Below are 20,282 nucleotides of genomic sequence, written 5' to 3' on the forward strand. Positions count from 1 at the left end.
CTTCCCGGGGGAGGGGTTCAGTCAGCGGAGGAGCTCGTGGACGGTGGCGCCCAGGCCGATGGTGTGCGCCGACCTGCGCGTGAGGCCGGCGCGGGCGATGACGGCGTCCAGCTCCGCCGCGGTGCGAAGGCCGGAGCCGTGGCAGACCAGGCCGATCAGGTCGGCCTCGCCGTCGTGCTCGTCGAGGTCGCCGGTGTCGAAGACCTCCTCGATCAGCAGCACCCGTCCGCCGGGGACGAGGTTCTCGGCCGCCCGGCGGAGTGCGTGAGCGGCATCGGCGTCGGGCAGGGTCTTGAAGGCGCGGCTGACGAGCACGGCATCGGCCGCCGGGCTGGGCTCGAAGACGGACTGCTCCAGCACGCTGACCCGCGTGCGTTGCCGCTCGTCGGGAATCGTGGCGGGCAGGTCGCGGCGCAGCCAGTCGGCCTGGGCGGGCAGGGCGCAGATCGTCACGCGCAGGCTCTCGTGGGCTGCGACGTACGCACGGGCGTGGGCGCCGGCGCCACCGGAGTGGATCACCAGGTGCCGGACTCCGGCCAGCAGATCGGACGTGGCGATCGGTTCGGCCAGCGCGGGCTGGAACTTCGCCAGGCGCTCCAGGTGACGGTCCTCGTAGTCCTGCTCGGCTCGTACGTCGGCGAAGGTCTGGCCGGTGACCGAGGCGTAGGCGGGCCGTCCGGTGCGGACCGACTCCGTGAGGCCGTGGATCCCGAGCATCTCGCGACCGACCACCCCGGCGGAGTGGAGCCGGTCGGCGATGAACTCGAGAGTGAGGACGTCACCGACCGGCGTCAGGGCGTAGTGACCTGGTTCTGTCTCGGTCACCACGTCCAGGGTGTGCAGGTAACGCAGCAGCTTGCCCAGAGCGCGCTCGTCGGCGCCGGCCTTGGCGGCCAGCTCGGTCACGCTGGTCACGCCGCGGGAGACCAGATCGGGAACGCCCAGCTCGACGGCGGTGCGGATCGCGATCGGCGCGACGAGCTCGGTCAGGTCGTGGAGCTTCTGGAACGGGGTGACCGTCCTGTCCGGGTCGGGTACCGCCCCGTCGGTCCCCAGGGCGACGACCGCGGAGCGGCGCCAGTAGCCGGCGAAGTCGACGTCCTCCTTGGGCACGCCACGGTCCTCGATCAGATGCCGGCGGATGTCCCGGACGGCCGTGTGCTCGCCGGCCAGCCACGCGAACATCTGGCCCGGCCACCACTCCGCGCCGCGGACGGCCTCGATGAGCGGCGACACGGTCCCGGCCGTCACACCGGGGCGGACCAGCCACGTCACGTCCACTCCTGGCAGCTCGCGCAGTTCCTGGCGGTGGGCGTCCTCGGCGATCTCGATGAACACCTGCGCGCGGGCGTCGGGCGGGAGCTCGTCGAGCAGGCGGCCGATCGCGGGAAGTGCGGTGTCGTCGCCCGCCACGAGCCACCAGTCGGCGCCGGCCGGGAACGCCTTGGACGTGCTCGGGCCGCTGAGGTGGATCCGGTCACCCGGCTGGGCGCGATAGGCCCACGTCGTTCCCGCCCCCACCCCGTGCTTGACGAAGTCCACGTCCAGCTCGCCGGCCTCGGGGTCCCACCGGCGAACCGTGTAGGCCCTCGACAGCGGCCGGGGATTCCTGGGCACGATCAGCCTGGCCTCGCCCTGGACCGGGAGCACCGGATCGCGCTGACCTGGGTACAGGAAGTAGAACCCGAGGTCGTCGTCGAAGCCCGAGGACTCGAAGGCCGGCCGCGCGAAGCCGTCGGCGGTGGTGAACGCGCGCAACTGTTCGCCGCTCAGCGTGACCCGCCGCATCCCCGGGGTGATGTCGGCGGTCCGGACCACCTCGACCTCACGCAGGGTCGGCGGGTGCACGGTGAGCCGGCGCGAGGTCTTGGGCATACGGGGAACCGAACTTTCCGCTCGTTTTCGAGGGCCATCATCGAGAAGGCATGCGCTGGTAAGGTTAGGCATACCTCACCTACAATAGTGTGCGCAGGCTGCCTTATGGTTAGGACGTGGTGGTGTCCTCGTCGTTCGTCGCGGGCGCCGGCGACCCGCCGCCGATTCCGGCCGCGCGGATGGGTTCGGCGGATGCGTCCGTTCGACCGCTGCTGCTCTGGGTTCGCACTGGCGTGGCGCACGTACGCCTCGACGGCGGGCCGGTACTCCACCTCGGGGCCGGCGAAGGCGCCTGGATTCCCGCGGATGGCTGGGCGGAGCGGGAAATCACCACCGAGCCAGGCACTGTCGCCTTCCCGCTGTGGCCTCATGCCGGCGTCGGGGCTCGGGGGTTGTCGGAACTGACGTGGTTCGCCGTTCCCAGGGGCTGGCAGGACTGGTTGATTCAGCTCTTCAACCTGCAGGTCACTCCGTTCAGCGGCCGCGGGTACTCCCCCGAGGCGATCGAGGAGCTCCTCCGGCGTCCTGGCTCGCGTTCGCCGGCGCCCATCAGGGCGAGCTCAGAGGGGTTCACCTCGCCGGCGATGCCGCGGGCCCACGGCGCCAGGGCAGTCGCCGAGGAACTGATTCGCGACCCCGCGCTTGACCTCACGGTCGAGCAATGGGCGTCGCGGGTGCTCTCCAGCGCGCGCACCCTTCGCCGTGACTTTCTCGCCGGCACCGGCCTCACGTTCGAGCAGTGGCGGCTGCTCTGCCGGCTCGGCGCCGCCGTGGAGTTCCTCGCCGCCGGTTACGACGTGGACCAGGTGGCCGCTCGAGTGGGCTTCGCCAGCCGCAACGGCCTCACGCGGGCCTTCAAGGGACGGTTCGGGCTGACCCCCCACGAGTTCGGACGGGAGCTCTCCGCCCGGCCCGGCGCCGGCGGGCTGACGCAACGGGCGGCGGCGGCACGGCAGACCGACGACCTGATCCGGATGACGCGCGAGATGGACACCCCCGCCGCGCCTGAGATGCTGCCCGCGGCCAGCACGCCGTCCCACACCAATGACATCCACGTCCTCAGCTGGATGTACCGAGGCAGCGGGTACCTGGACATCGGCGACCAGCGCTACGAGAGGGAGCGAGGGGTGGCGACCTGGATCCCCGCGGAAACGGAGCATGTCACCGGCCTCCGCGAGAACTCCGTCTCCCTGCCGCTGGGCAACGCGAGTACCGGCGACCTCCAACTGGCAGCGCCTCTGCAGGTGCGGTTCTCGCCCGCGTGGGACGACTACTTGATGTTCTGCTCGATCAGCGCCAGGTCCGGACTGCGTCCCGACGACCACAACCCCCGCCACATCCTCGACCTGTTCGCGGAACAGGTCGCCGCGCAGCGGGCGCTGTCGGTGCCGATGCCCGCCGATCCGCGCGCGCGTGCCGTCGCGATGGAGTGCTTGCGCCGCATAGGCGAGCCTGCCGGGACGCCTGATCTTGACGTCCGCGTTGAGATCCAACGTGCCTTCCGCGACGAGACAGGTATGACACTGGGTCGCTGGCGCTATGCCGCCCGCATGCGCATCGCTCGCGACCTGCTCGCCGCAGGCGCCCCGCCCAGCGCCGTCGCGCGCCGGATCGGATACGCCCACCTGCCCACGTTCAGCGCCGCCTTCTCCCGCTTCCATGGACTGTCTCCGCGTGACTACCAGCAGCGTGAGTCCGAGCGAAACCAGTAGCACCGTCGCCGCCCTATCCGCCGTGACCAGAAGGCCCTCCTGCCTACCTGCCGGCTTCTCGGAACCGGTCCTGCTCATGGTGCCCCTCGGACGCACTTGGGCACATGATCGCGCCCTTCGCGGGCTCGAAGCCGAGACGACCGAGACTGGGGCGATGCCGTGAAGTTCGCCGCCTGTACGGCCGCGCGCATCGGCGAGGTCTCAGGGGTTCAGATGGCCGATACCAGCATCTGGACCTGGACGGGCGGGCCAGAAGGGTGCCCATCATCGCCAAGATGTTCGAACTCGCCCCCGTTGCCGTAACCGCAAAGGCGGAAGGTGTCACACATCCAAACGAGGCCCCGGATTCGAAGAATCGGAGGGCGATGAGAGGGGCGTCGATGCGGGTGTGGCCGTTGGTAGGGCGCGAGGCTGAACTGCAGGAGATCACGTCGGCTTTCGCCGACGGGCGGGCCGCTGGGGTCGTGATCGCCGGTGAGGCGGGGGTGGGCAGGACCCGTCTGGTGCGTGAGGCGCTGTCTGTCCTGTCCTCGGATGGCCATCGGACGGTTTGGGCGGCCGCTACCAATGCCACGAGTTCCATTCCCTTCGGGGCGGCGGCCGTGCTGCTGCCGCCGGACTGGCATTCTCACGGTGATCGGCTGGCGGCGCTGACGATGATCACCTCGCAGGTGCGGGAGTGGGCAGGACAGGCCAGGGTGGTGATCGGAATCGATGACGCCCATCTACTCGACGACGGCTCGGCGGCGGCGCTGTTGCATCTCGCTCACCAGCGGCTGGCCTTCCTGGTGATCAGCGTCCGTAGACGGGAGCGGGTGCGCGACGCGGTCAGTGCCTTATGGGAGGAAGGCCTGGTGCACAGGATCGAGCTGGCCCCATTGCCGGACGACGTGGTCGATGTGCTGCTCGATCGCGTGCTGGCCGGTCCACTGGAGGGGTTCAGCCGCCGCCGGATCCGGCGGGTCGCATCCGGAAACCCGATGCTCTTGCGCGAGCTCCTCCGGGAGGCGAGCGGCCGTGGGACACTCGCGCGAGAACACGGAGTCTGGCGGTTCGCCGGCCGTTTCCGGCCGGACGGCCGTATCCGCGACATCGTGCTCGGCCGGTTGGCGACGGCCGACCCCGACACCCGCCTAGTGCTGGACCTGCTCGCGTGCGGCGAGCCGCTGAGCCTGACCACCGTCGTACGGCTGGCGGGACAGCACGCGATCGAGACGGCCGAGTCGTCCGGGATGGCGGTCATCGAGCACAGCGGCGCCCGAGTTCTGCTGCGCCTGGCGCATCCCCTGTACGGAGAGGTGCTCCAGGACGCGATGCCGGTCAGTCGGTCGATGCGGCTCAGCCGCTGGCTCGCCGAGATCAAGCTGACCCTGCCGATGCGCCGCCACGACGACGCCCTGCGTGTGGCCCTGTTGCAGGCCAGGGCCCAAGAGGTGATCCGGCCCGAGATCGTACGGCTCGGCGCACAGCAGGCCATGGATCGCGGCGATCTGGAGACGGCCGAGCGGCTGGCCCGCATGGTGTGCACCGCGCAGCCCGGCGCCGAGGCCGATGGGTTGCTCGCCGACATCCTGGTTTTTCGCGGCAATTTCCAGGGTGCCCAGCATCTGTCTGCCTCGCGGGGAAGCGACCCGGTTCGCTGGGCGATCACCCGCGCCATGTGCGCGTACTGGGGCGAGGGCGACGCGGTCCAGGCCGACGAGATCCTCGACTCGGCCGCCACTGAGCCGAACGGTGACCTGGCTGTCGGCACACGCGCGTGGCTGCTGCTCTTCGACGCTCGCTGTGCCTCCGCTCTGGCGCTGGCCTGTGGCGTCCTTGCCTCGGACACGGCCAGCCAGCAGGCGGCTGTCTGGGCCGCCGGTGCCGGCGCCGCAGCCGCCGGCTTCCTCGGCCTGGCCGATGAGGCGGAACGACTCGGTCAACGCGGCGTTGCTCTGGCCGACGCCGCCCAGCCTGACCTGCCCTGGGCTCCGGTCCAGGTGGATCTGGGCCGCTGGCTGTCCTTACTGGCCCTCGGCGAAGCCGCACGCGCCTGCCGGCTCGCCGATCACAACTACCAGACCGCGCTCGATGCCCACAAACCCGTGGTGGCGGCCTTCTGGGCAGGCTGCCGCGGCGTGGCCCAGCTCATCCAAGGCCACCCAGGCGAAGCAGGCGAATCTCTGCGCGAAGCGATCACCGCCCTCGACGGCAACGACATCTTCCGCCTCACCCGCTGCTTCCACACCGCGCTGGCCGCCGCCACCGCGCTCGGCGGCGACAGCGCACAGGCCCGCGCCTGGCTGGACCGCGCCGGTAACCTGCCCGGCCCCGCCCACCGCCTGTTCGCCCCCTGGTTTCACCTCTGGGAGGCCTGGACCACGGCCTCGGCAGGAGACACCACCGCCGCTGCGGCCATATGCCGTAAGGCCGCCCACATCGCGAAGGAAACAGATCTTCCCGCCGTCGAAGCCGCCGCACGCTATGACACGACCCGGCTCGGCGGGCGGGGCGAACACTCGCGCCTGTTTCAGCTCGCCGACCAGCTCGCGACGCCGTTGACCATCGCGCTGGCCAGTGCCGCCACGGGCATCCATACCGGGCACGGCGACCCACTCACCGAAGCCGCCGAAGCGTTCGCCGCCCTCGGCCACGACTTGTTGGCCGCCGAAGCGCTGACCGCCGCAGACCGCGCCTACCGTCACAACGGGCAACGCGCCCGCGCTCCCGTAATCTCAGAGCGGGCCGTTCGTCTGCGCGCTCGATGTCCCGACGTCACCACCCCGCTCCTGACCCACGAACCGCTCGCCACAGTGCTCACCCGGAGAGAACGCGAGGTGGCCGTCCTGGCCGCCCAGCACAGCAGCCGTCACATCGCCCAACGACTCGGGCTGTCTGTCACCACCGTCAATAACTATCTGGCCAAGGCATACGCCAAGCTCGGCATCTCCCGGCGTGCCCAACTCGCCGACCTGCTCGACCGGGAACAGCCTCATTGATACGAGCGGGCCTGCATGGTGTAGAGCTCCGCGTAGCGCCCGCCGGTGCGCATCAGCTCGTCGTGCGTCCCGTATTCCGCGACTCGTTGCCCGTCGAGGACCACGATCAGGTCAGCGGAACCGACAGTGGAGAAACGGTGCGAGACCAGGATCGTGACCAGTCCGCGTGCGGCACCTGCGCGGGCGGCCGTCGCGTACCGATCGAACAGCGCGTGTTCTGTGGATGCGTCGAGAGAGGCCGTGGGCTCGTCGAAGAACACCACAAGCGGTTCCGTGCGCATCATGGTCCTACCGAGAGCGAGCTTCTGCCACTGCCCGGTCGACAGGTCGGCTCCGTCCCAGCGCACGCCAAGTTGCGTCGCGGTTCCGGCTGACAGGTGCGACAGCACATCCCGGCCCCCGGCGCGATCCAGCGCCTCCAGGACAGCCGCCTGGTCGTCGAGCCTGCTCAGGCGGCCGGCTCCGACGCTGTGCTGGACGGTGAACTCCAGCCTGGCGAAGTCCTGAAAAGCCGCGGACAGCCGTTCCCGCCAGGCCACCACGTCGAGTTCTGCCAGATCGGCTCCGTCGATGAGGACACGGCCTGAAGTCGGCTCGTACATCCTGGTCAGCAGCTTGACGAGCGTGGTCTTGCCGGTGCCGTTATCCCCGACTATGGCGATGACGGTCCCAGCCGGAATGGTCAGCGAAACGTCCCGCAACACCCAGTTGTCGCTACCGGGGTAACGAAACGACACCCGGTCAAACACGATGCCGGTGTGCAGCCGAGCCGGTGCCGGCAGACCACCAGGCCGCGGTACGGCCAAGGCCGCGTGGTCGCGCAGCCAGAGAAAACGGCCGGCCGTACGCAGGGTCCTTCCCAGCCCGTGCATCGACTGGATGGGCCAGCTCACGGCGGTCTGCACCTGCTGGCTGAGGTAGATGACGAGGACGACGTCGCCGGGCGGCGACTCTCCGCGCAGCGCACGGACCAGCACGAACCCCACGGCGCCGACGACGCCGAGCACGTACAGCACCTGCTGACCCAGCCCGGTCAACGCGATTCGGCGCTCGGTCAGTTCCAGGACGCGGCGGTGCTCGGTCCAGGCGCGGGAGGCGCGACGCTGGATCTCGCCGGCCAGTCCGAAGACGCGGATCTCCATGCCGGCGTCGCGATCGTGGGCCTTGGCGCGCAGGTGCCGCGCGAGCCGGCCGGCGGTCGCCGACCTGTCCTCGGCGACCGCCCGCCAGCGCTGCTGCAGGCGCGCGATCCAGACCGCCGGCAGCGCCAGCGCGACCAGACCCAGCGTCAGCGGGTGGACGACGACCAGCAGCAGGAAGACCGTCAGTCCGCCACACACCGCCTTGAACGCCACCGCGAGCGTGGTCATCGAGCTGCCGAGCTGCCCCTGCCCTCGTCGCAGCAGCTCCAGCTTGTCCTGGTAGTCGCCGCGCTCGTGATGCTCCAAGCCGGGCAGGGACGCCGTGATCCGCGCGATCTCGACGTCGAACGCATGCCCCACCTTCTCGCTCAGCGTCATGCGCCACTGGCTGCTCGACAGGTCAAGCTGCCAGCTCAAGCCCGCGCCGAGGACCAGCCCGGCGACTCCGACGATGATCTGTGTCGTATCGCGCGTGAGAACGCCGGTGGTCACCAGCGCCAGCCACAACCCGGCGAGGAGTCCGACGGCGTTGCCCACCGGCTCGGCGGCCACCGCCAGCGTCAGTCGCCTGTCGACCCGCCACGCCGTTCCCACCAGCAGCCTGATCGCCGGCAATGACTCAGTCATGGCCCGCTCCCTCCAGGTTGAACCGACTGGCCTGCAAGGCGAACATCGCCGCGTACCGGCCGTTTGCCGCCATCAACTCCTCATGCGTGCCGTCCTCCACCACGCGGCCGCCGGCCACCACCACGATCCGATCCGCGTGCCGTACCGACGCCAACCGGTGCGACACCAGGATGGTGGTCACATCCTCGGTGAACTCCATGAACCGCTCGAACAGCTCGGTCTCGGCCCGTACGTCCAGGCTGGAGGTGGGCTCATCCAAGATCAACAGCCCTGCGCCGCCGTGGACGGCGGCGAGCGCCCTGGCCAGCGCGACCTTCTGCCACTGGCCGCCGGAAAGGTCCTGGCCACCCGGATAGCGGGCGGAGAGCACGGTCTCCTCCCGGCTCGGCAGAGCTTGCGCCAGTTCGTCCGCGCCCGCGTCCGACAATGCACGGGCCACCACCTCGGCGCCGCCGCCGAGGCTTCCGAACTCCACGTTGGCGCGCAAGGGGAGCTCATATCGAGTGAAGTTCTGGAAGATCACCCCGATGCGGTGTCGTGCGGAGACCGGCTCCTCATCGCCGACGCGAACTCGGCCGATGTCCGGCTCGTACAGTCCGCACAGCAGTTTGATCAGCGTGCTCTTGCCCGCGCCGTTCTCGCCGACGATCGCGAGCGACTGACCGGCGGGTATCCGCAGGTCCAGGCCATCCAGGGTCGGCTTGTCACCTGCCGGGTAGGTGAAGCGGACGCCGGTCAGGCGGACCTCCAGCGGCCCGGGCGGGAGTTGACCCCTCGGACGCGGTGCCGCCGCGGTCCTGCGCGCCAGCCGGAGGGTCTGCCAGGCGACCTGGCGGGCCCTGGCCAGCGGGACCTCCACGCCGAACAGGTAGCCCTGCGCGCTGCTGCCCAGCACCGCCTGCACGAAGACGACTACCTGGGCGACCGAGACGATGCCTGCCGCCGCCTGCCAGCCGAGCATCCCCAGTACGAGCGCATGCGACGCGGTCACCACGCCCGTCGCCGCGAGGATGGTACGCATGCCGAGCTTCCGCCCACGCCAGATCGCTCGCAGGGCGTTCATGTAGGTCTCGGCGTAGGCCTCCACCAGCCAGCCGCCCAGCCCGAACACGCGTATCTCTTTGGCCGCGTGCGGCTCGACCGCCAGCCCGCGCAGGTACCTGGCGCGGCCCATCTGCTCGGCACCGATGGTCGAGCCAAGCGCCATCCCGTGTTCGAACCAGCGGCCGATGCCGTGGCTCAGGGCACGCCAGCCGACGAGCATCACCAGCGGCGCCCACCAGGCGAACGTGAACAGAACGACAAGCGCACCGGCGCCGGTGATTCTCTGGGTGACGAGCGCGCGGAGGTTGCCCACCGTGCCGAGGTGGCCATCAACGCGTTCGAACTCCTCCAGAGCGGCCAGCTCGCCCGCGACGCCGGGATCCTCGAGCACCGCGATCCCCGGCGTATCCAGCGTGGCCTGCGCGACAGTCCGGTGAAGGGTCTCGGCGTACCTGCCGTCGAGCACCTGCGTGTAACAGTCGAGCATCGCGCTCAATCCAGCGCTCGCGAGGGAGGCGGCGCCGAGCAGGACGAGACCGGTGAGCGCTCGGCCCGGTGCCGCCGGTATCGAGTCGATCAGCAGGCCGGACGCGAGGATCGCTGCCACCGGCAACGTCCCCTGGGCAACGGCCAGCACGCCGACGATCGGCAGGTGCCATCGGAGCGCCCGCCACAGCAGAGTCCAGAGTGCCCAACGCTTACGCACCGCCTACCACCGCCGTCGGTCGTGCGCCGGCACACGGTGCCGCCATCTGGTCGACGAGTTCGTGCGCCGCCCGTGCGATCCGCTCGCCGATACCGGTCGAATCGACCTCCTCGCTCGTGGCGTAGACCGCCGTCGGAAGCACAACGCAGCGCAGGCAGACGAACAGCGGCCGCACGACATGTTCCAGGGCGAGGCAGTGCCGCTGCGTGCCGCCGCAGGCGGCGATCAGCACCGGCTTGCCCGCCAGCGTCGCCGTGCCCATCAGATCGACGAACGACTTGAAGGGCCCGCTGTAGGCGCCGTGCACGATCGGCGTGACGGCGATCAAACCGTCAGCGGCGGCGGTCGTCCGCCGTGCCTCGTGCAACGGCGGATCCCACGCTTCACCCACGAGTGCCCGCCCCATCGACGGCACCAGGTCCATCACGGAGATGACGCGTCCTGACGAGATCACCTGGTCGGTCTCGCGCACGGCGTCGAGCAACTTCTTCGCCAGGTCACGGCTGCCCCAGCCGGCATGGATCACCGCTATCCGGCGCACGACATCACGCCCTCGAAATGGGCCACCACAGCCTCTGTCCACCACTGCCAATCCGACGGTGAGTGCCCGGCGGCGGGATCTTCCAGGTAACGAACCTCGGGCAGCCGCCGTACGAGGAGCCTGGACTGCGCGACCGGGCAGCGATCGTCCAGCCTGCCGTGGCCGATGAGCAGCGGCAGGCGGGCGAGCACCGCCACGCGGTCGACAGGACTCCGCCGTCGCATCAGCGACGGGTCGAACCGCATGGCGGCGAGCTGGCGTTCCAGCCAACGTCGCTGGACCCCGTCAGCCGATGCCAGCAACAGGGGCAGATCCGTCACGGGCGCCCACACCGCGATCCGGTCGGCGAGCCGCCCGTCCACCAGCAGCGCGAGATAGGCGCCGTAGCTCTGGCCGTACAAGCAGACCGGTCCTGCGGACTCCTCGCGCAGAGAACGCAGCCGGTACTCGATCGCCGCGGCGTCGGCGCCGCCCCAGTCGCCCCTGGACACCGCTTCGAATTCCGCGCCGTACCCTGAGCTGCCCGGATAGTTCATGCCGACGACGCGCCAACCCGCGCCGAGCAGCGCGGCGATCACTGGATCGTAGCCCTGCCTGAGTTGACCACCCGGCCCACCGTGCAGGAACAGCACCGTGCCGCCGTGAGTGCGAGCGTCCGGCTGGAACACCCACTCGGGGATCCGCTGTTTGGTCCAGAAATGCTCCCACGTCGGGCATAGCGGACGCGCCGCAACTTCCTGCCAGTTCCAGGTCACGAACTCGGGCGGCTGCACGGGAGACTCGTGCCGGCCGATCAGATGCAGGCCGTCCCGCGAGAACGTCAGGCCGGTCGTGAGGCCGGGCGGACGGGTTGGCTCGGCGGCCAGGTGGCCGCAGGTGTCCAGGACGCGATAGGCGTGCTGCTCATCCGCCCACCCGACCGCGAGCACGCGCTCACCTGAGGGGGAGATCTCGGCGCAGGAGTAGCCGGCGTGGTCGCGGAACCAGGTCACGGTGCCCACCGTCAGATCGAGCAGCCCGGGAATCGGCCGGCCCGCCTGGTCGCGGCCGGTCAAGCCGATCAGTCCCGCACGACGCTCCGTCGCGTCCAGCGGGCGTGCGCTCCCTGGAAAGTCGATGCCCAGGTCGACGAAGGCCGCCTCCTCATAGCGATACAGCCGAAGGCCGGTCACGAGACTGACGGCGAGAAACCCCTGGGAGGCGTCCCAGGCGGCGATCCGGTTGAAGCCCTCCGCGCCGTCCACCATCAGGTAGGAATCTGCCTTCGGGCGGTGGAGGCCGAGCATCGTCTGCTCGCCATCGGAGATCGCGACGAGGACTTCGAGCTCGCCTGTGCTCCCGATACCGCAGTGGATCGGACGGCCCAGAACCTTGTGGCGCAGCGGCTCGACGGCGCTGTCGCCGACGTTCACGATCTTGAGCTCGCTTCCCTGATCCTGCCGTCGCCAGAGTGCGAGCAGGCTGGGACCGGCCCAGCCGAGCAGCTCCCAGCCGACCGATCGCCCATTCGCGAGCGGCGCGGTAACCTGACCCGATTCACTCAGCGACCAGCAGGCGATCCGCCGGTCAGGTTCCTGGACCGCGATCGCCGTCCTGTCCTGGTTGGCACTCCAGGCGTGAATCTCAGTCATCAGCCTCACGCTCCTCCAGCAACCCCCGCAGCGATTCGAGATCGGCCGCCGTTGCCCTGTGCTCGGCCAATGCCGTCTCCAAGACCTCCATGACCGGTCCCGCTTCTGCGTGGCGGCCGAGGTTTTGGATGATGCTCTCGATGACCTTCGGCCTGCCCGGAGTCATTCGGTGTACGGCTTCCGCATACCATTCGGCGGCCGACCGCACGTCGCCGGCGGACAGGCTGCGGTCGGCGAGCACCCAGCATGATCCGACGACCGCACGCTCGATGTGCCTGCCGGGTCCTTCGGCGCTGTCGTAACTGCGAAGCAGGTCGGCTGTGACGCGCTCCGCCTCGCCGAACTCGCCCGCCTCGACCAGCAGCCGCACCAGACCGGCGCCGGCGTGGGCCAGTCCACCGAGAGAGTCGTCCTCGGCGGCGATTCGCCAGCTCAGCCGGTAACAGTCCAGGGCCTGCTGGGTCTGGCCGGTCTGGCCGTACACCCGGCCCAGATTCGCCAGGACGAGGACCTGCTGTTCGTAAAGGCCCGTCTCCAGCACCCCCGGCTCCGCCAGAGCGTCGAGAGCCGCGAGCTCCGCCTCGATCGAGCCGGCGTGATCACCCAGCCGGAGGTGCGCGAGCGCGGCCCCGTTGTAGGCGGCCGCGTGCCGGGTGGCGTCCAGACCGACGTAGTCGTGTGGGTGGGCCCGATGGCAGGCGTGGACGTAGTCGAAGCACCTGATGCTCGCCGTCCAGTCATCCTCGTGATCGTCCTTGGCCAACCGCTGGCCGAGTGTGTAGGCGAACAGTGATCGGACGTCGGCGTCGACACCCAGGTGCTCGGTCAGGTTGAGGATCGCCGTGGCGGTGGCCGGTGTGATCCGCTTCCGGTTGACCAGGACGGCGGCCAGGAAGCACGTCGCGGCTGTGGCCTTCTCGATCCGCTTCCATCGGTCATGCCGGCCACGGTGAAACAGCTGCCTGCCGTACCTGGCGATGCCACGTGGATGAGCGGCGGCCTCGGCGCAGGCCAGCGGGCTGAGCGCGGCGAGCGCGAGGCAGACGTCGGAGACCAGCGCCGCCGACGCGAGCAGCGGGTCCGCCTGGGTGGCGACGACCATTCTGGCCAGTTCCTCTACGGTGGCCGGCGCGGATGCCTCGAACACGTGCCAGGCTTGGGCCTTCTCGCGCAGCCCTGCGTAGGTGCACAGCCGTCCGCTCGTAGTGTCACGGGTGGAGGTGCACGCCTCGATCACCGACGCGTCCCAGCGCCGGAGCGCCGCCCACCGGTCGAACTCGCGCGCCCATGCGTACCCTCCCGACAGCAGCAGCCCCAGGAGGATCTCCTTGGCCTGCGGTTGCGCCTGCCCGCCCTGGGCCGGCCCGGGATCGTGCCGCAGTACCAGCATCGTGGCGCGGGTGCTCCGCAGGCGCAGCCGGCAGGCCTGCCAGAACGCCAGATCGTCCTGGCTCGGCGCGCCGATGGTCTCCAGCACGAGGCGCTTCTGCGCACTGCCCGGTGCGGCGATCCAGGATTCGATCGCCTGGACCTCCTGGTCGGCGAATGCGGCCCGTTCCCCGGCACAGTCCAGGATGCTCGCGACGGCAGACCGATCTGGCCCGTCACCCTTCGGCGTGGTGAAAGCCCAGGACGGTCGCCAGAACTCGCCGGTGCCCGCCGTCAGGTAGTACCTGATGTCCGCTCGCCGGTTGAGCCCGCTGACCAGCGATCTCAGTTCCGACGACGGGCCGGTCACGATTTCCAGCTCGGGTGACCGATGACTAGGCCGCATCGGCCGGCCGTTCTCTGATGACGCTCACCCGGAGCGTCTGCCTGTCCTGGATGAAGCCGACCGAGCGGTACAGCCTTCGCGCGATCCGGTTGTCCTCCTCGACGTTCAGCCGGCAGTCGGTGTACCCCGCTGACAGAAGCCCTCGCAGGCCCTCGACCAGGAGCGCCCGGCCAAGGCCTGCGCCGCGCCGAGTCGACTCCGTCACGATGTGCCCGACCAGCGGTCTGCCGTGGTATTCCGTGATGGCGATCGCCGCACAGGGGCCTGAGTCATGGACGACCTTGAAGCTCGCTTCCGGGATGAGCGTGCCGCAGAAGCCCGACAAAGCCTCGTGCCAGACCTGACGATCAGCGGCGCGGTGGGACTCGGGGCTCAGGTTCGCAAGAGTATCCGGGGTGTCGGCGGCCGGGTCCAGCGGCTGGAATCGGTATCCACCGGGCAGCGCCTTGCTGTGGAGGAGCAACAGATCCTCGTCGAGCGCCAGCCACATCGGCACGATCCGCCGCAACAGCTCGGCACCGGCGGCCGTGAGTTCTGCCTCCAGGAACGCCGGATGGACCGCGATGGTCGCCATCGCGCCGTGTACGGCGGTCAGCCGGTCGCAGACGGCCAGCAGCCACCCGCTCAGCTCATGATCACGACGTTGCGGCAGGCACTCGGTGACGAACCACGGGGCCGACTCCTGCGGTGTGACCGTACAGGCGAAAACCGTCTTGTCGCTGCGGCGTACCACCGCCCGGTACGCGTCTTCCCAGTAGGGGACCAACTCAACCGATTCTGTGATGCTCATGGGATTTTCCTCTCAATCGAACGAGGCAGCATCAGCGGGCTCTGATCGAGCAGGCCGGCCAGCCGCAGCATGAAGGAGTGGATGCCGGTGTATCCGCGCAGGAAACCGGGCCGCGGCAGGCCATCGCCTTCGTGCGGCCAAACGGCGGCCGTGCCCTGCATGATCTTCAGGGCGTCCAGCTTTCTTCCGATGCGCACCGCACCGGCGCGGAACTCCTCGCCGCCGGTGTATGCGGCGAGATCCAGCAGGTAGTCGCCATCGCCGGCCAGGCCGTGGCAGCGGCAGCAGGTGCCGAACGACCTGCCGTGGGTGATGGTACGGCCGGCCTTCACGGCGGCATCGAGAACTGCCTCGTCGCCGGTGACCGACCACGACGGCAGCAGGAAGGCGCCGACCCCGGCAGCGCCGTTGCACCAGTGCGTCCACAGGGTGGTGGATCCGGGCCAGAGCGGCCAGGTCACGCCATGCCCGCCGTGCGTCGGCTCCGCCGCGGCCGCGAGCGCCCGCCCCGCCACGGCCGCCAGCTCATCGGCCGCCGCGTCCGGCAGCATGAGGCCGGCCGAGTGCAGGAAGTACGCGACACCGGCGGTGCCATGCGCGAAGCCGAAGTAGCCGTAGTCCCCCCGTGGCCAGGCCGGAAGCCCGTCCTGATCCGTCGCGTCGCGCACGAGCTCGTGCGCGATCCGCCTGGCTGCCTCCCGGCAGCCTTCGTCGCCGGTCAGATTCAGTACGGCCAGCTGTGTCAGCCCGATGCCGGGCAGGCCGTGCGTGATGTCGCTGAAGTCCAGCTTCACCGCGGCGAACTCGGCGGCCAGTTCGATGGCCCGGTCTCGCCACAGCGCCGACTGTTGATCGTCGATGGTGGCGATCTCCGCCATCAGCCAGGGCATCGAACCCACGCCCATGTGAAGGCCTACCGGGGTCTGGCCGGGCACGAAGGGAGCCTTGTCATAGGTCCAGGCCAGCAACTCACCCGCGTGGCGGATCCAGACGCTGTCGTGCGACGAGTGCCACAGGTCCAGGTAGAAGCGGACGATGCCGAGCGTCCCGCTGGCGAACGAGGCCGGATGCAGCGCGCCGGGTGCCCACTTCTCCTGCCATGGCCACGGCCCGCGATCCCACTCGGTTCTGCGCACCAGATCCTCGCCGGTGGCCACCGCTTCGGCCAGGATCCGGTCCCGGTCAACGGCGGACGCACCGGCCCCGAGCCTGGAGCGCACCCGTTCGAAGTCCGCTGCGCGAGGTCCGTACTCCGCCAGGACGCCGTCGACATGCGGCGCGTAGCTCTGTGAGGCGCCGAGGTATGGATCGATGCCGGTCAGGATGAAATGGGCGATGCCGGAAAGAGCGAGTTCGAGAGCGTCCTCGGGGGATCTGCCGTCGTCGTTGTCTCGTGCGTAGCCGGGCGTCCAGCCGCCGAATGGCGGCTCGGCCCATTCGGGCAGGATGGAAAGCTCCAGATCGATGAACACACAACGCTCACCGTCGACGAGGATGTTATTCGGGCTGAGGTCGCGCATGGAGACACCGTGCGCGCCAACCTCGGCCACGAGACCCGGTAGTTTCCGCCAGATCGACAGCAACTCGTCTGGGTCCGGATCGCCGTGATAATTGCTGCTCTCCACAACCTTACGCAGGGTGTCGCCGGGAATGAATTCCTCAACCAGGTAGGCGTTGTCCTCTTCGACAAAGAAATCGAGGGGTTCCGGCGCAAGACCGGTGCCTTTCAGCCGCTGCAGGACCTTCCACTCGTTCAGCAATCGGGTGCGCGCGTCGCGGCCGAGCAGATCGACACAGGTGCCGATGCGAGCCTCTTTCACTATGACCTGTTCGCCATTCCACATCGCCCGGTAAACGCCGCCGCGCGCCGACTGCCGAAGACCCGCGACCACGTGGATGTCGCGGCCGAACAGACCGCTGCCGGAACGCGCCGGCGACGGTTCCGCCGGCACCGGCAGATCGGTCATCCAGGGCGGGGCGACCTCTCCCGGCGCCCGCCTGTCGCCACTCTGCCCGCCGTCCGGGTCCACCAGGATCGCGGTCCTGATCTGGTCTGGAGTCCCATAGGTCATCGGTGTCGAGAACCCGCCATAACGCAGGTAGACGTTGCTGCCGCGCCGATACCTGTGATCGCTGGGCACGACAGGACCGTCGTAGAAGTCCGTGACGGCGTGCAGTTCCTCCGCCACCTCGGCGACGGAGCTCTCGTCCTCGAGGTAGACGGTGATGAACTTGCCCACCTGGGTCACCGGGGCCGGCGGTGTGCCCTGCGCGGTCAGCCGGCCGATCGTTTTGATCACCTTCCACCGCAGCCCACGTGGCATGACGACACCGGCGACCAGGCGCATGGTCTTAGTGGCCGTCGCGGGCACCGCACTGACATGCACCTTCCAGCCCTGCCGACGGAACGGGCGATCGACGAGCGGCTCGAAGTTCCACCACCAGTCGGAACCGGTCAGCAGATAGGATCCCGTCCAGTCGGCCGCGAGCCTACGCGCCCCTTCACGCAGCGGATCCGATGTCAGAAGCCGTGCTGTCGTGGGCATCTCCCCTCCATTCAAGGTCAGTTTTGATTGCCCCGGGAGCGGTCCCGGGGCAACGCGTTTTCTAGCTTCCGTCGTCAGAATCCTTAACCGTGACCGAGCACGTGGAGCCCTGACAGGTGGAGGTGCAGACGGAGCACAGCGACACGTCCTCAAGCAGGAGCGGGTCGTCGACGTACCCCATTCGCAGCAGATCGGCAGCCGTGAGAACCTTCGACATTTCTTTTCACCTCCTCTCTGAATATCGGGGCGACGTTATTTTCAGGAGCCCGGATCTTCTGAGTCCGTCAACGTGACCGAACACTTCGAGTACCGACAGGTGTCGGTACAGACGGAGCAGAGCGACACGTCTTCCAGTAGGAGCGGGTCGTCGATGTATCCCATCTGCAGCAGATCGGCGGCAGTCAGAACATTCGGCATCCTTTTTTCACCTCCTCCCGAGCTGTCACGATGCGTGAGACGTTAGCCAGGAAGGAAAGCCGCGAATAGATAAGCCCGATTGATCTGTCGCGTTCGGAGATCTCCACCGTTGATCTGGCGCCAGACGGACGCATACTCACCGTCCACCAGTGGACCGGACGGCGATGGACTGGCCACACGAGGTGACCGGCGCGATCGAGAAGAAGGTCTTCGACCAGGGCGCCACCCTGTTGAATCTGGAAGTGGATCTACTGTTCTTCGACACCACCAGCACGTGCCGTGCCTTCGGCGAGTCCAAGGGCCACCGCTGCGATCCCCGCGTCGGCATCTCGGTGCGGGTGGGGGCTCGCGGGTTCGTCTCGGAGATGAACCGCCGCTACCTGCGCACCGGCAACATCACTACATCATCGGGGAGAAAGCTGCGGTCGGCCTCGGCCGAGGCTAAGGCGGCGTTATCAGGACCGGGCCACTACACCGAGGTGGCCGACTATTCGCCCTTCGTGGTGTACGACCTGGACAACGACGGCCGGGCCGAAGTGGCGCTGAAGACGGCCGACGGAAACCGTGGATGCTCAGGGCAAGGTGATCGGCGATCCACTCGCGGACCACCGCGACAGCTCGGGATCATCCTGCTCGGGCCCGAATACCTGACCCTCTTCGACAGACGGACCGGGGCGGCGATGGACACCGTGGACCATAACCCGACGTGGGGAGGTGGGCGAGGAGGCCGCCGATGAAGTGCCTCCTCCAACAACGACACCAAGGCCAACCCGTCGCTGCAGACGGACCTGTTCGGCGACTGGCGGGAACTCTTGACCACTGGGTTCCGGGTTCTGGCCCACCTACGGGCGACTTTCGGCCCCATTTAACGATCTTGGCAGCATTGATCACGATGGCCCCGACGGAGCTCCCGATCCGCACGCTGATGCACGATCCGATCTACCGGCTGGCCATCGCCTGGCAGAACGCCGGCTACAACCAACCGCCGCGCCCGGGCTTCTACCCCGGCGATGGCATGAAGACCCGGCCAAGCCGCACATCCGCTCCACCGGAATCGCTGACGAACTCATAGACCCAGCAGGAGACCCGACCCCGTCTCAACCAACGTCACCCTCTTCTGGAGGCTGTTCATGTACTCGCCGGGAAGGAACCGCAGCGGGAGGACGCCCATGCCGACCAGGTTGGAGCGGTGAATGCGCTCGAAGGACTTGGCGAGAAAGGCGTTGACGCCGAGTAGCGCGGGGCCCTTGGCGGCCCAGTCGCGGGAGGAGCCGGCGCCGTAGCCCTCGCCAGCGGGCACCACGGCCGGGGTCGCGGCCCGCTGGTGGGCGCGGGCGGCCTCGTAGAGGGTGGTGATCCTGCCGGCGGCCAGGAAGCCGGGGGTGAGGCCGTCCTCGGTGCCGGGAGCCGAGTTGGTTGCACGACCGGACGTTGGCGAAGGCGCCGCGCACCATGACTTCGTGCTTACCGCGTCGGGAGGCGTAGGTATCGAGTTGGTGGCGGGGCGTGCCGGGATCAGATGAGATGGCGTCCGGCGGGCTGGACGCCGGGATGGCTCCCGGCGGTGAGATGCGGTTGGTGGTGATGAAGCCGCCCAGCTTGACCAGCGGTCAAGGTGCGCCAGGACGGGGCCGGTGACAGTCCATGGTGCGAAAACTGGTCCCCAGAAGCGGAAGAGGCCGCACCCAATCTCTCGAATACGGCCTCCGATCTGCGACTTCGCAGTCGGGACGACAGGATTTGAACCTGCGACCCCTTGACCCCCAGTCAAGTGCGCTACCAAGCTGCGCTACGTCCCGCCAGGCCCTGCTGGAAGCTCGTTCCGTGCGGCCTTGCGTGGAAAACACTATCACGGGTGACGGACCTCTCTGCGCCATTAACGGCGAGGCCCGGAGGGGTGGGAACAAGGTCATCCGGGCAGCGGTCGAGGGTAAGGGGTCAGTCATGAAACCTTCGGATATTTCCCTGGTTCAGGTTCTCGGTACGCCTGCCGTCTCGCCTGACGGGCGCCATGCGGTGGTCGCGGTCACCCGCCCCGATCTGGAGGCGGACGCCTACCGGGGCGGGCTCTGGGTCGTTCCCACCGACGGGTCCGAGCGGGCTCGGCGGCTCACCCATGGGCCGCTGGACAGTGCGCCGGTCTACTCGCCGGACGGGGTGTGGCTGGCGTTCCTGCGTTCGGGGCCGGGGGCCGAGCCTCAAGTCCATGTGATGCCGGTCGCGGGTGGGGAGTCGTGGCGGGTCACCGTGCAGCCGTCCGGCGCCGCGGAACCGGCCTGGAGCCCGGACTCGTCGCGGCTGGCCTTCATCGCTGAGGTCAAAGAAGCTCGGGGCGCAAATGCGAGGGGCACAAATGCGGGGGGCGCGGACGCTAGGGGCACGGACGCTAGGGGCGCGGACGCTAGATCGCTGATGTGAAATTCGGGTTAGTGGTCGTAGGCGGTCAGGGACCGTTTTACGGGTGCGCCGGTGTTCCAGTTGTGCCAGATGGCGGCG

13 protein-coding genes, 1 tRNA gene and 1 pseudogene are annotated in these 20,282 nt (G+C 68.9%); 5 read left to right on the forward strand and 10 right to left on the reverse strand.

The features are described from left to right. Positions 1–21: 21 nt before the first annotated feature. Entirely contained in the window at positions 22–1,875 is a 1,854-nt protein-coding gene (locus tag ACFWY5_RS49755; protein ID WP_379617533.1) for an SIP domain-containing protein, read from the reverse strand. A gap of 116 nt (positions 1,876–1,991) precedes the next feature. On the opposite strand from ACFWY5_RS49755, the gene ACFWY5_RS49760 reads away from it, so the two are divergent. Both ACFWY5_RS49760 and ACFWY5_RS49765 read left to right on the forward strand, forming a co-directional pair. Beyond that, on the forward strand, positions 1,992–3,587 hold the full coding sequence (locus ACFWY5_RS49760; RefSeq protein ID WP_379639166.1) for a helix-turn-helix domain-containing protein: 1,596 nt from the start codon (positions 1,992–1,994) through the stop codon (positions 3,585–3,587). 275 nt (positions 3,588–3,862) lie between these two features. Then, positions 3,863–6,568, forward strand: a complete 2,706-nt coding sequence (locus tag ACFWY5_RS49765; RefSeq protein ID WP_379639167.1) for an AAA family ATPase — start codon at positions 3,863–3,865, stop codon at positions 6,566–6,568. Here ACFWY5_RS49765 and ACFWY5_RS49770 read toward each other — a convergent pair. Genes ACFWY5_RS49770 through ACFWY5_RS49800 form a run of 7 tightly spaced genes read right to left on the reverse strand, consistent with a single transcriptional unit; the run spans position 6,562 to position 17,369 of the window. Then, positions 6,562–8,337, reverse strand: a complete 1,776-nt coding sequence (locus tag ACFWY5_RS49770) for an ABC transporter ATP-binding protein (RefSeq protein ID WP_379639169.1) — start codon at positions 8,335–8,337, stop codon at positions 6,562–6,564. The genes ACFWY5_RS49765 and ACFWY5_RS49770 overlap by 7 nt on opposite strands. Continuing rightward, positions 8,330–10,087: an ABC transporter ATP-binding protein gene (locus ACFWY5_RS49775; protein WP_379639170.1), complete on the reverse strand. Its 1,758-nt coding sequence runs from the start codon at positions 10,085–10,087 to the stop codon at positions 8,330–8,332. The genes ACFWY5_RS49770 and ACFWY5_RS49775 overlap by 8 nt, the downstream gene beginning before the upstream one ends. Further along, the gene (locus tag ACFWY5_RS49780) at positions 10,080–10,628 is read right to left on the reverse strand and encodes an NAD(P)H-dependent oxidoreductase (RefSeq protein WP_379639171.1); all 549 of its coding nucleotides are present in this window, start codon (positions 10,626–10,628) and stop codon (positions 10,080–10,082) included. Before ACFWY5_RS49780 ends, ACFWY5_RS49775 begins: the two co-directional genes overlap by 8 nt. Continuing rightward, complete coding sequence (locus ACFWY5_RS49785; RefSeq protein ID WP_379639172.1) at positions 10,616–12,259, reverse strand: alpha/beta hydrolase family protein; 1,644 nt, start codon at positions 12,257–12,259, stop codon at positions 10,616–10,618. Before ACFWY5_RS49785 ends, ACFWY5_RS49780 begins: the two co-directional genes overlap by 13 nt. Next, positions 12,252–13,997: a hypothetical protein gene (locus tag ACFWY5_RS49790; RefSeq protein ID WP_379639174.1), complete on the reverse strand. Its 1,746-nt coding sequence runs from the start codon at positions 13,995–13,997 to the stop codon at positions 12,252–12,254. Before ACFWY5_RS49790 ends, ACFWY5_RS49785 begins: the two co-directional genes overlap by 8 nt. A 25-nt stretch (positions 13,998–14,022) precedes the next feature. Further along, positions 14,023–14,823, reverse strand: coding sequence for a GNAT family N-acetyltransferase (locus tag ACFWY5_RS49795; RefSeq protein ID WP_379639175.1), 801 nt, complete (start codon positions 14,821–14,823; stop codon positions 14,023–14,025). Further along, positions 14,820–17,369, reverse strand: a complete 2,550-nt coding sequence (locus tag ACFWY5_RS49800; RefSeq protein ID WP_379639176.1) for a lanthionine synthetase LanC family protein — start codon at positions 17,367–17,369, stop codon at positions 14,820–14,822. Before ACFWY5_RS49800 ends, ACFWY5_RS49795 begins: the two co-directional genes overlap by 4 nt. A gap of 566 nt (positions 17,370–17,935) precedes the next feature. Here ACFWY5_RS49800 and ACFWY5_RS49805 point away from each other — a divergent pair. The 3 genes and pseudogenes from ACFWY5_RS49805 to ACFWY5_RS49815 all read left to right on the forward strand — a co-directional run bounded on the left by ACFWY5_RS49805 (position 17,936) and on the right by ACFWY5_RS49815 (position 18,858). Beyond that, positions 17,936–18,523, forward strand: coding sequence for a hypothetical protein (locus ACFWY5_RS49805; RefSeq protein ID WP_379639178.1), 588 nt, complete (start codon positions 17,936–17,938; stop codon positions 18,521–18,523). 12 nt (positions 18,524–18,535) lie between these two features. Continuing rightward, positions 18,536–18,655, forward strand: a pseudogene (locus ACFWY5_RS49810) (hypothetical protein); the annotation flags it as partial. Positions 18,656–18,678: 23 nt separating this feature from the next. Beyond that, the gene (locus ACFWY5_RS49815; protein ID WP_379639179.1) at positions 18,679–18,858 is read left to right on the forward strand and encodes a hypothetical protein; all 180 of its coding nucleotides are present in this window, start codon (positions 18,679–18,681) and stop codon (positions 18,856–18,858) included. Here ACFWY5_RS49815 and ACFWY5_RS49820 read toward each other — a convergent pair. Then, complete coding sequence (locus ACFWY5_RS49820; RefSeq protein ID WP_379639180.1) at positions 18,853–19,557, reverse strand: hypothetical protein; 705 nt, start codon at positions 19,555–19,557, stop codon at positions 18,853–18,855. The genes ACFWY5_RS49815 and ACFWY5_RS49820 overlap by 6 nt on opposite strands. Then, positions 19,512–19,585, reverse strand: a tRNA-Pro gene (locus ACFWY5_RS49825). Before ACFWY5_RS49825 ends, ACFWY5_RS49820 begins: the two co-directional genes overlap by 46 nt. Positions 19,586–20,282: the final 697 nt, after the last annotated feature.

This window comes from Nonomuraea sp. NPDC059007, assembly GCF_042740555.1.
Lineage (GTDB): Bacteria > Actinomycetota > Actinomycetes > Streptosporangiales > Streptosporangiaceae > Nonomuraea.

Excerpts from the sequence above, each read along its gene's own strand:
- ACFWY5_RS49755 (WP_379617533.1), bottom strand. The coding sequence starts at position 1,875 with ATGCCCAAGACCTCGCGCCGGCTCACCGTGCACCCGCCGACCCTGCGT.
- ACFWY5_RS49765 (WP_379639167.1), top strand. The coding sequence starts at position 3,863 with ATGTTCGAACTCGCCCCCGTTGCCGTAACCGCAAAGGCGGAAGGTGTC.
- ACFWY5_RS49770 (WP_379639169.1), bottom strand. The coding sequence starts at position 8,337 with ATGACTGAGTCATTGCCGGCGATCAGGCTGCTGGTGGGAACGGCGTGG.
- ACFWY5_RS49785 (WP_379639172.1), bottom strand. The coding sequence starts at position 12,259 with ATGACTGAGATTCACGCCTGGAGTGCCAACCAGGACAGGACGGCGATC.
- ACFWY5_RS49795 (WP_379639175.1), bottom strand. The coding sequence starts at position 14,823 with ATGAGCATCACAGAATCGGTTGAGTTGGTCCCCTACTGGGAAGACGCG.
- ACFWY5_RS49800 (WP_379639176.1), bottom strand. The coding sequence starts at position 17,369 with ATGCCCACGACAGCACGGCTTCTGACATCGGATCCGCTGCGTGAAGGG.
- ACFWY5_RS49815 (WP_379639179.1), top strand. The coding sequence starts at position 18,679 with ATGGCCCCGACGGAGCTCCCGATCCGCACGCTGATGCACGATCCGATC.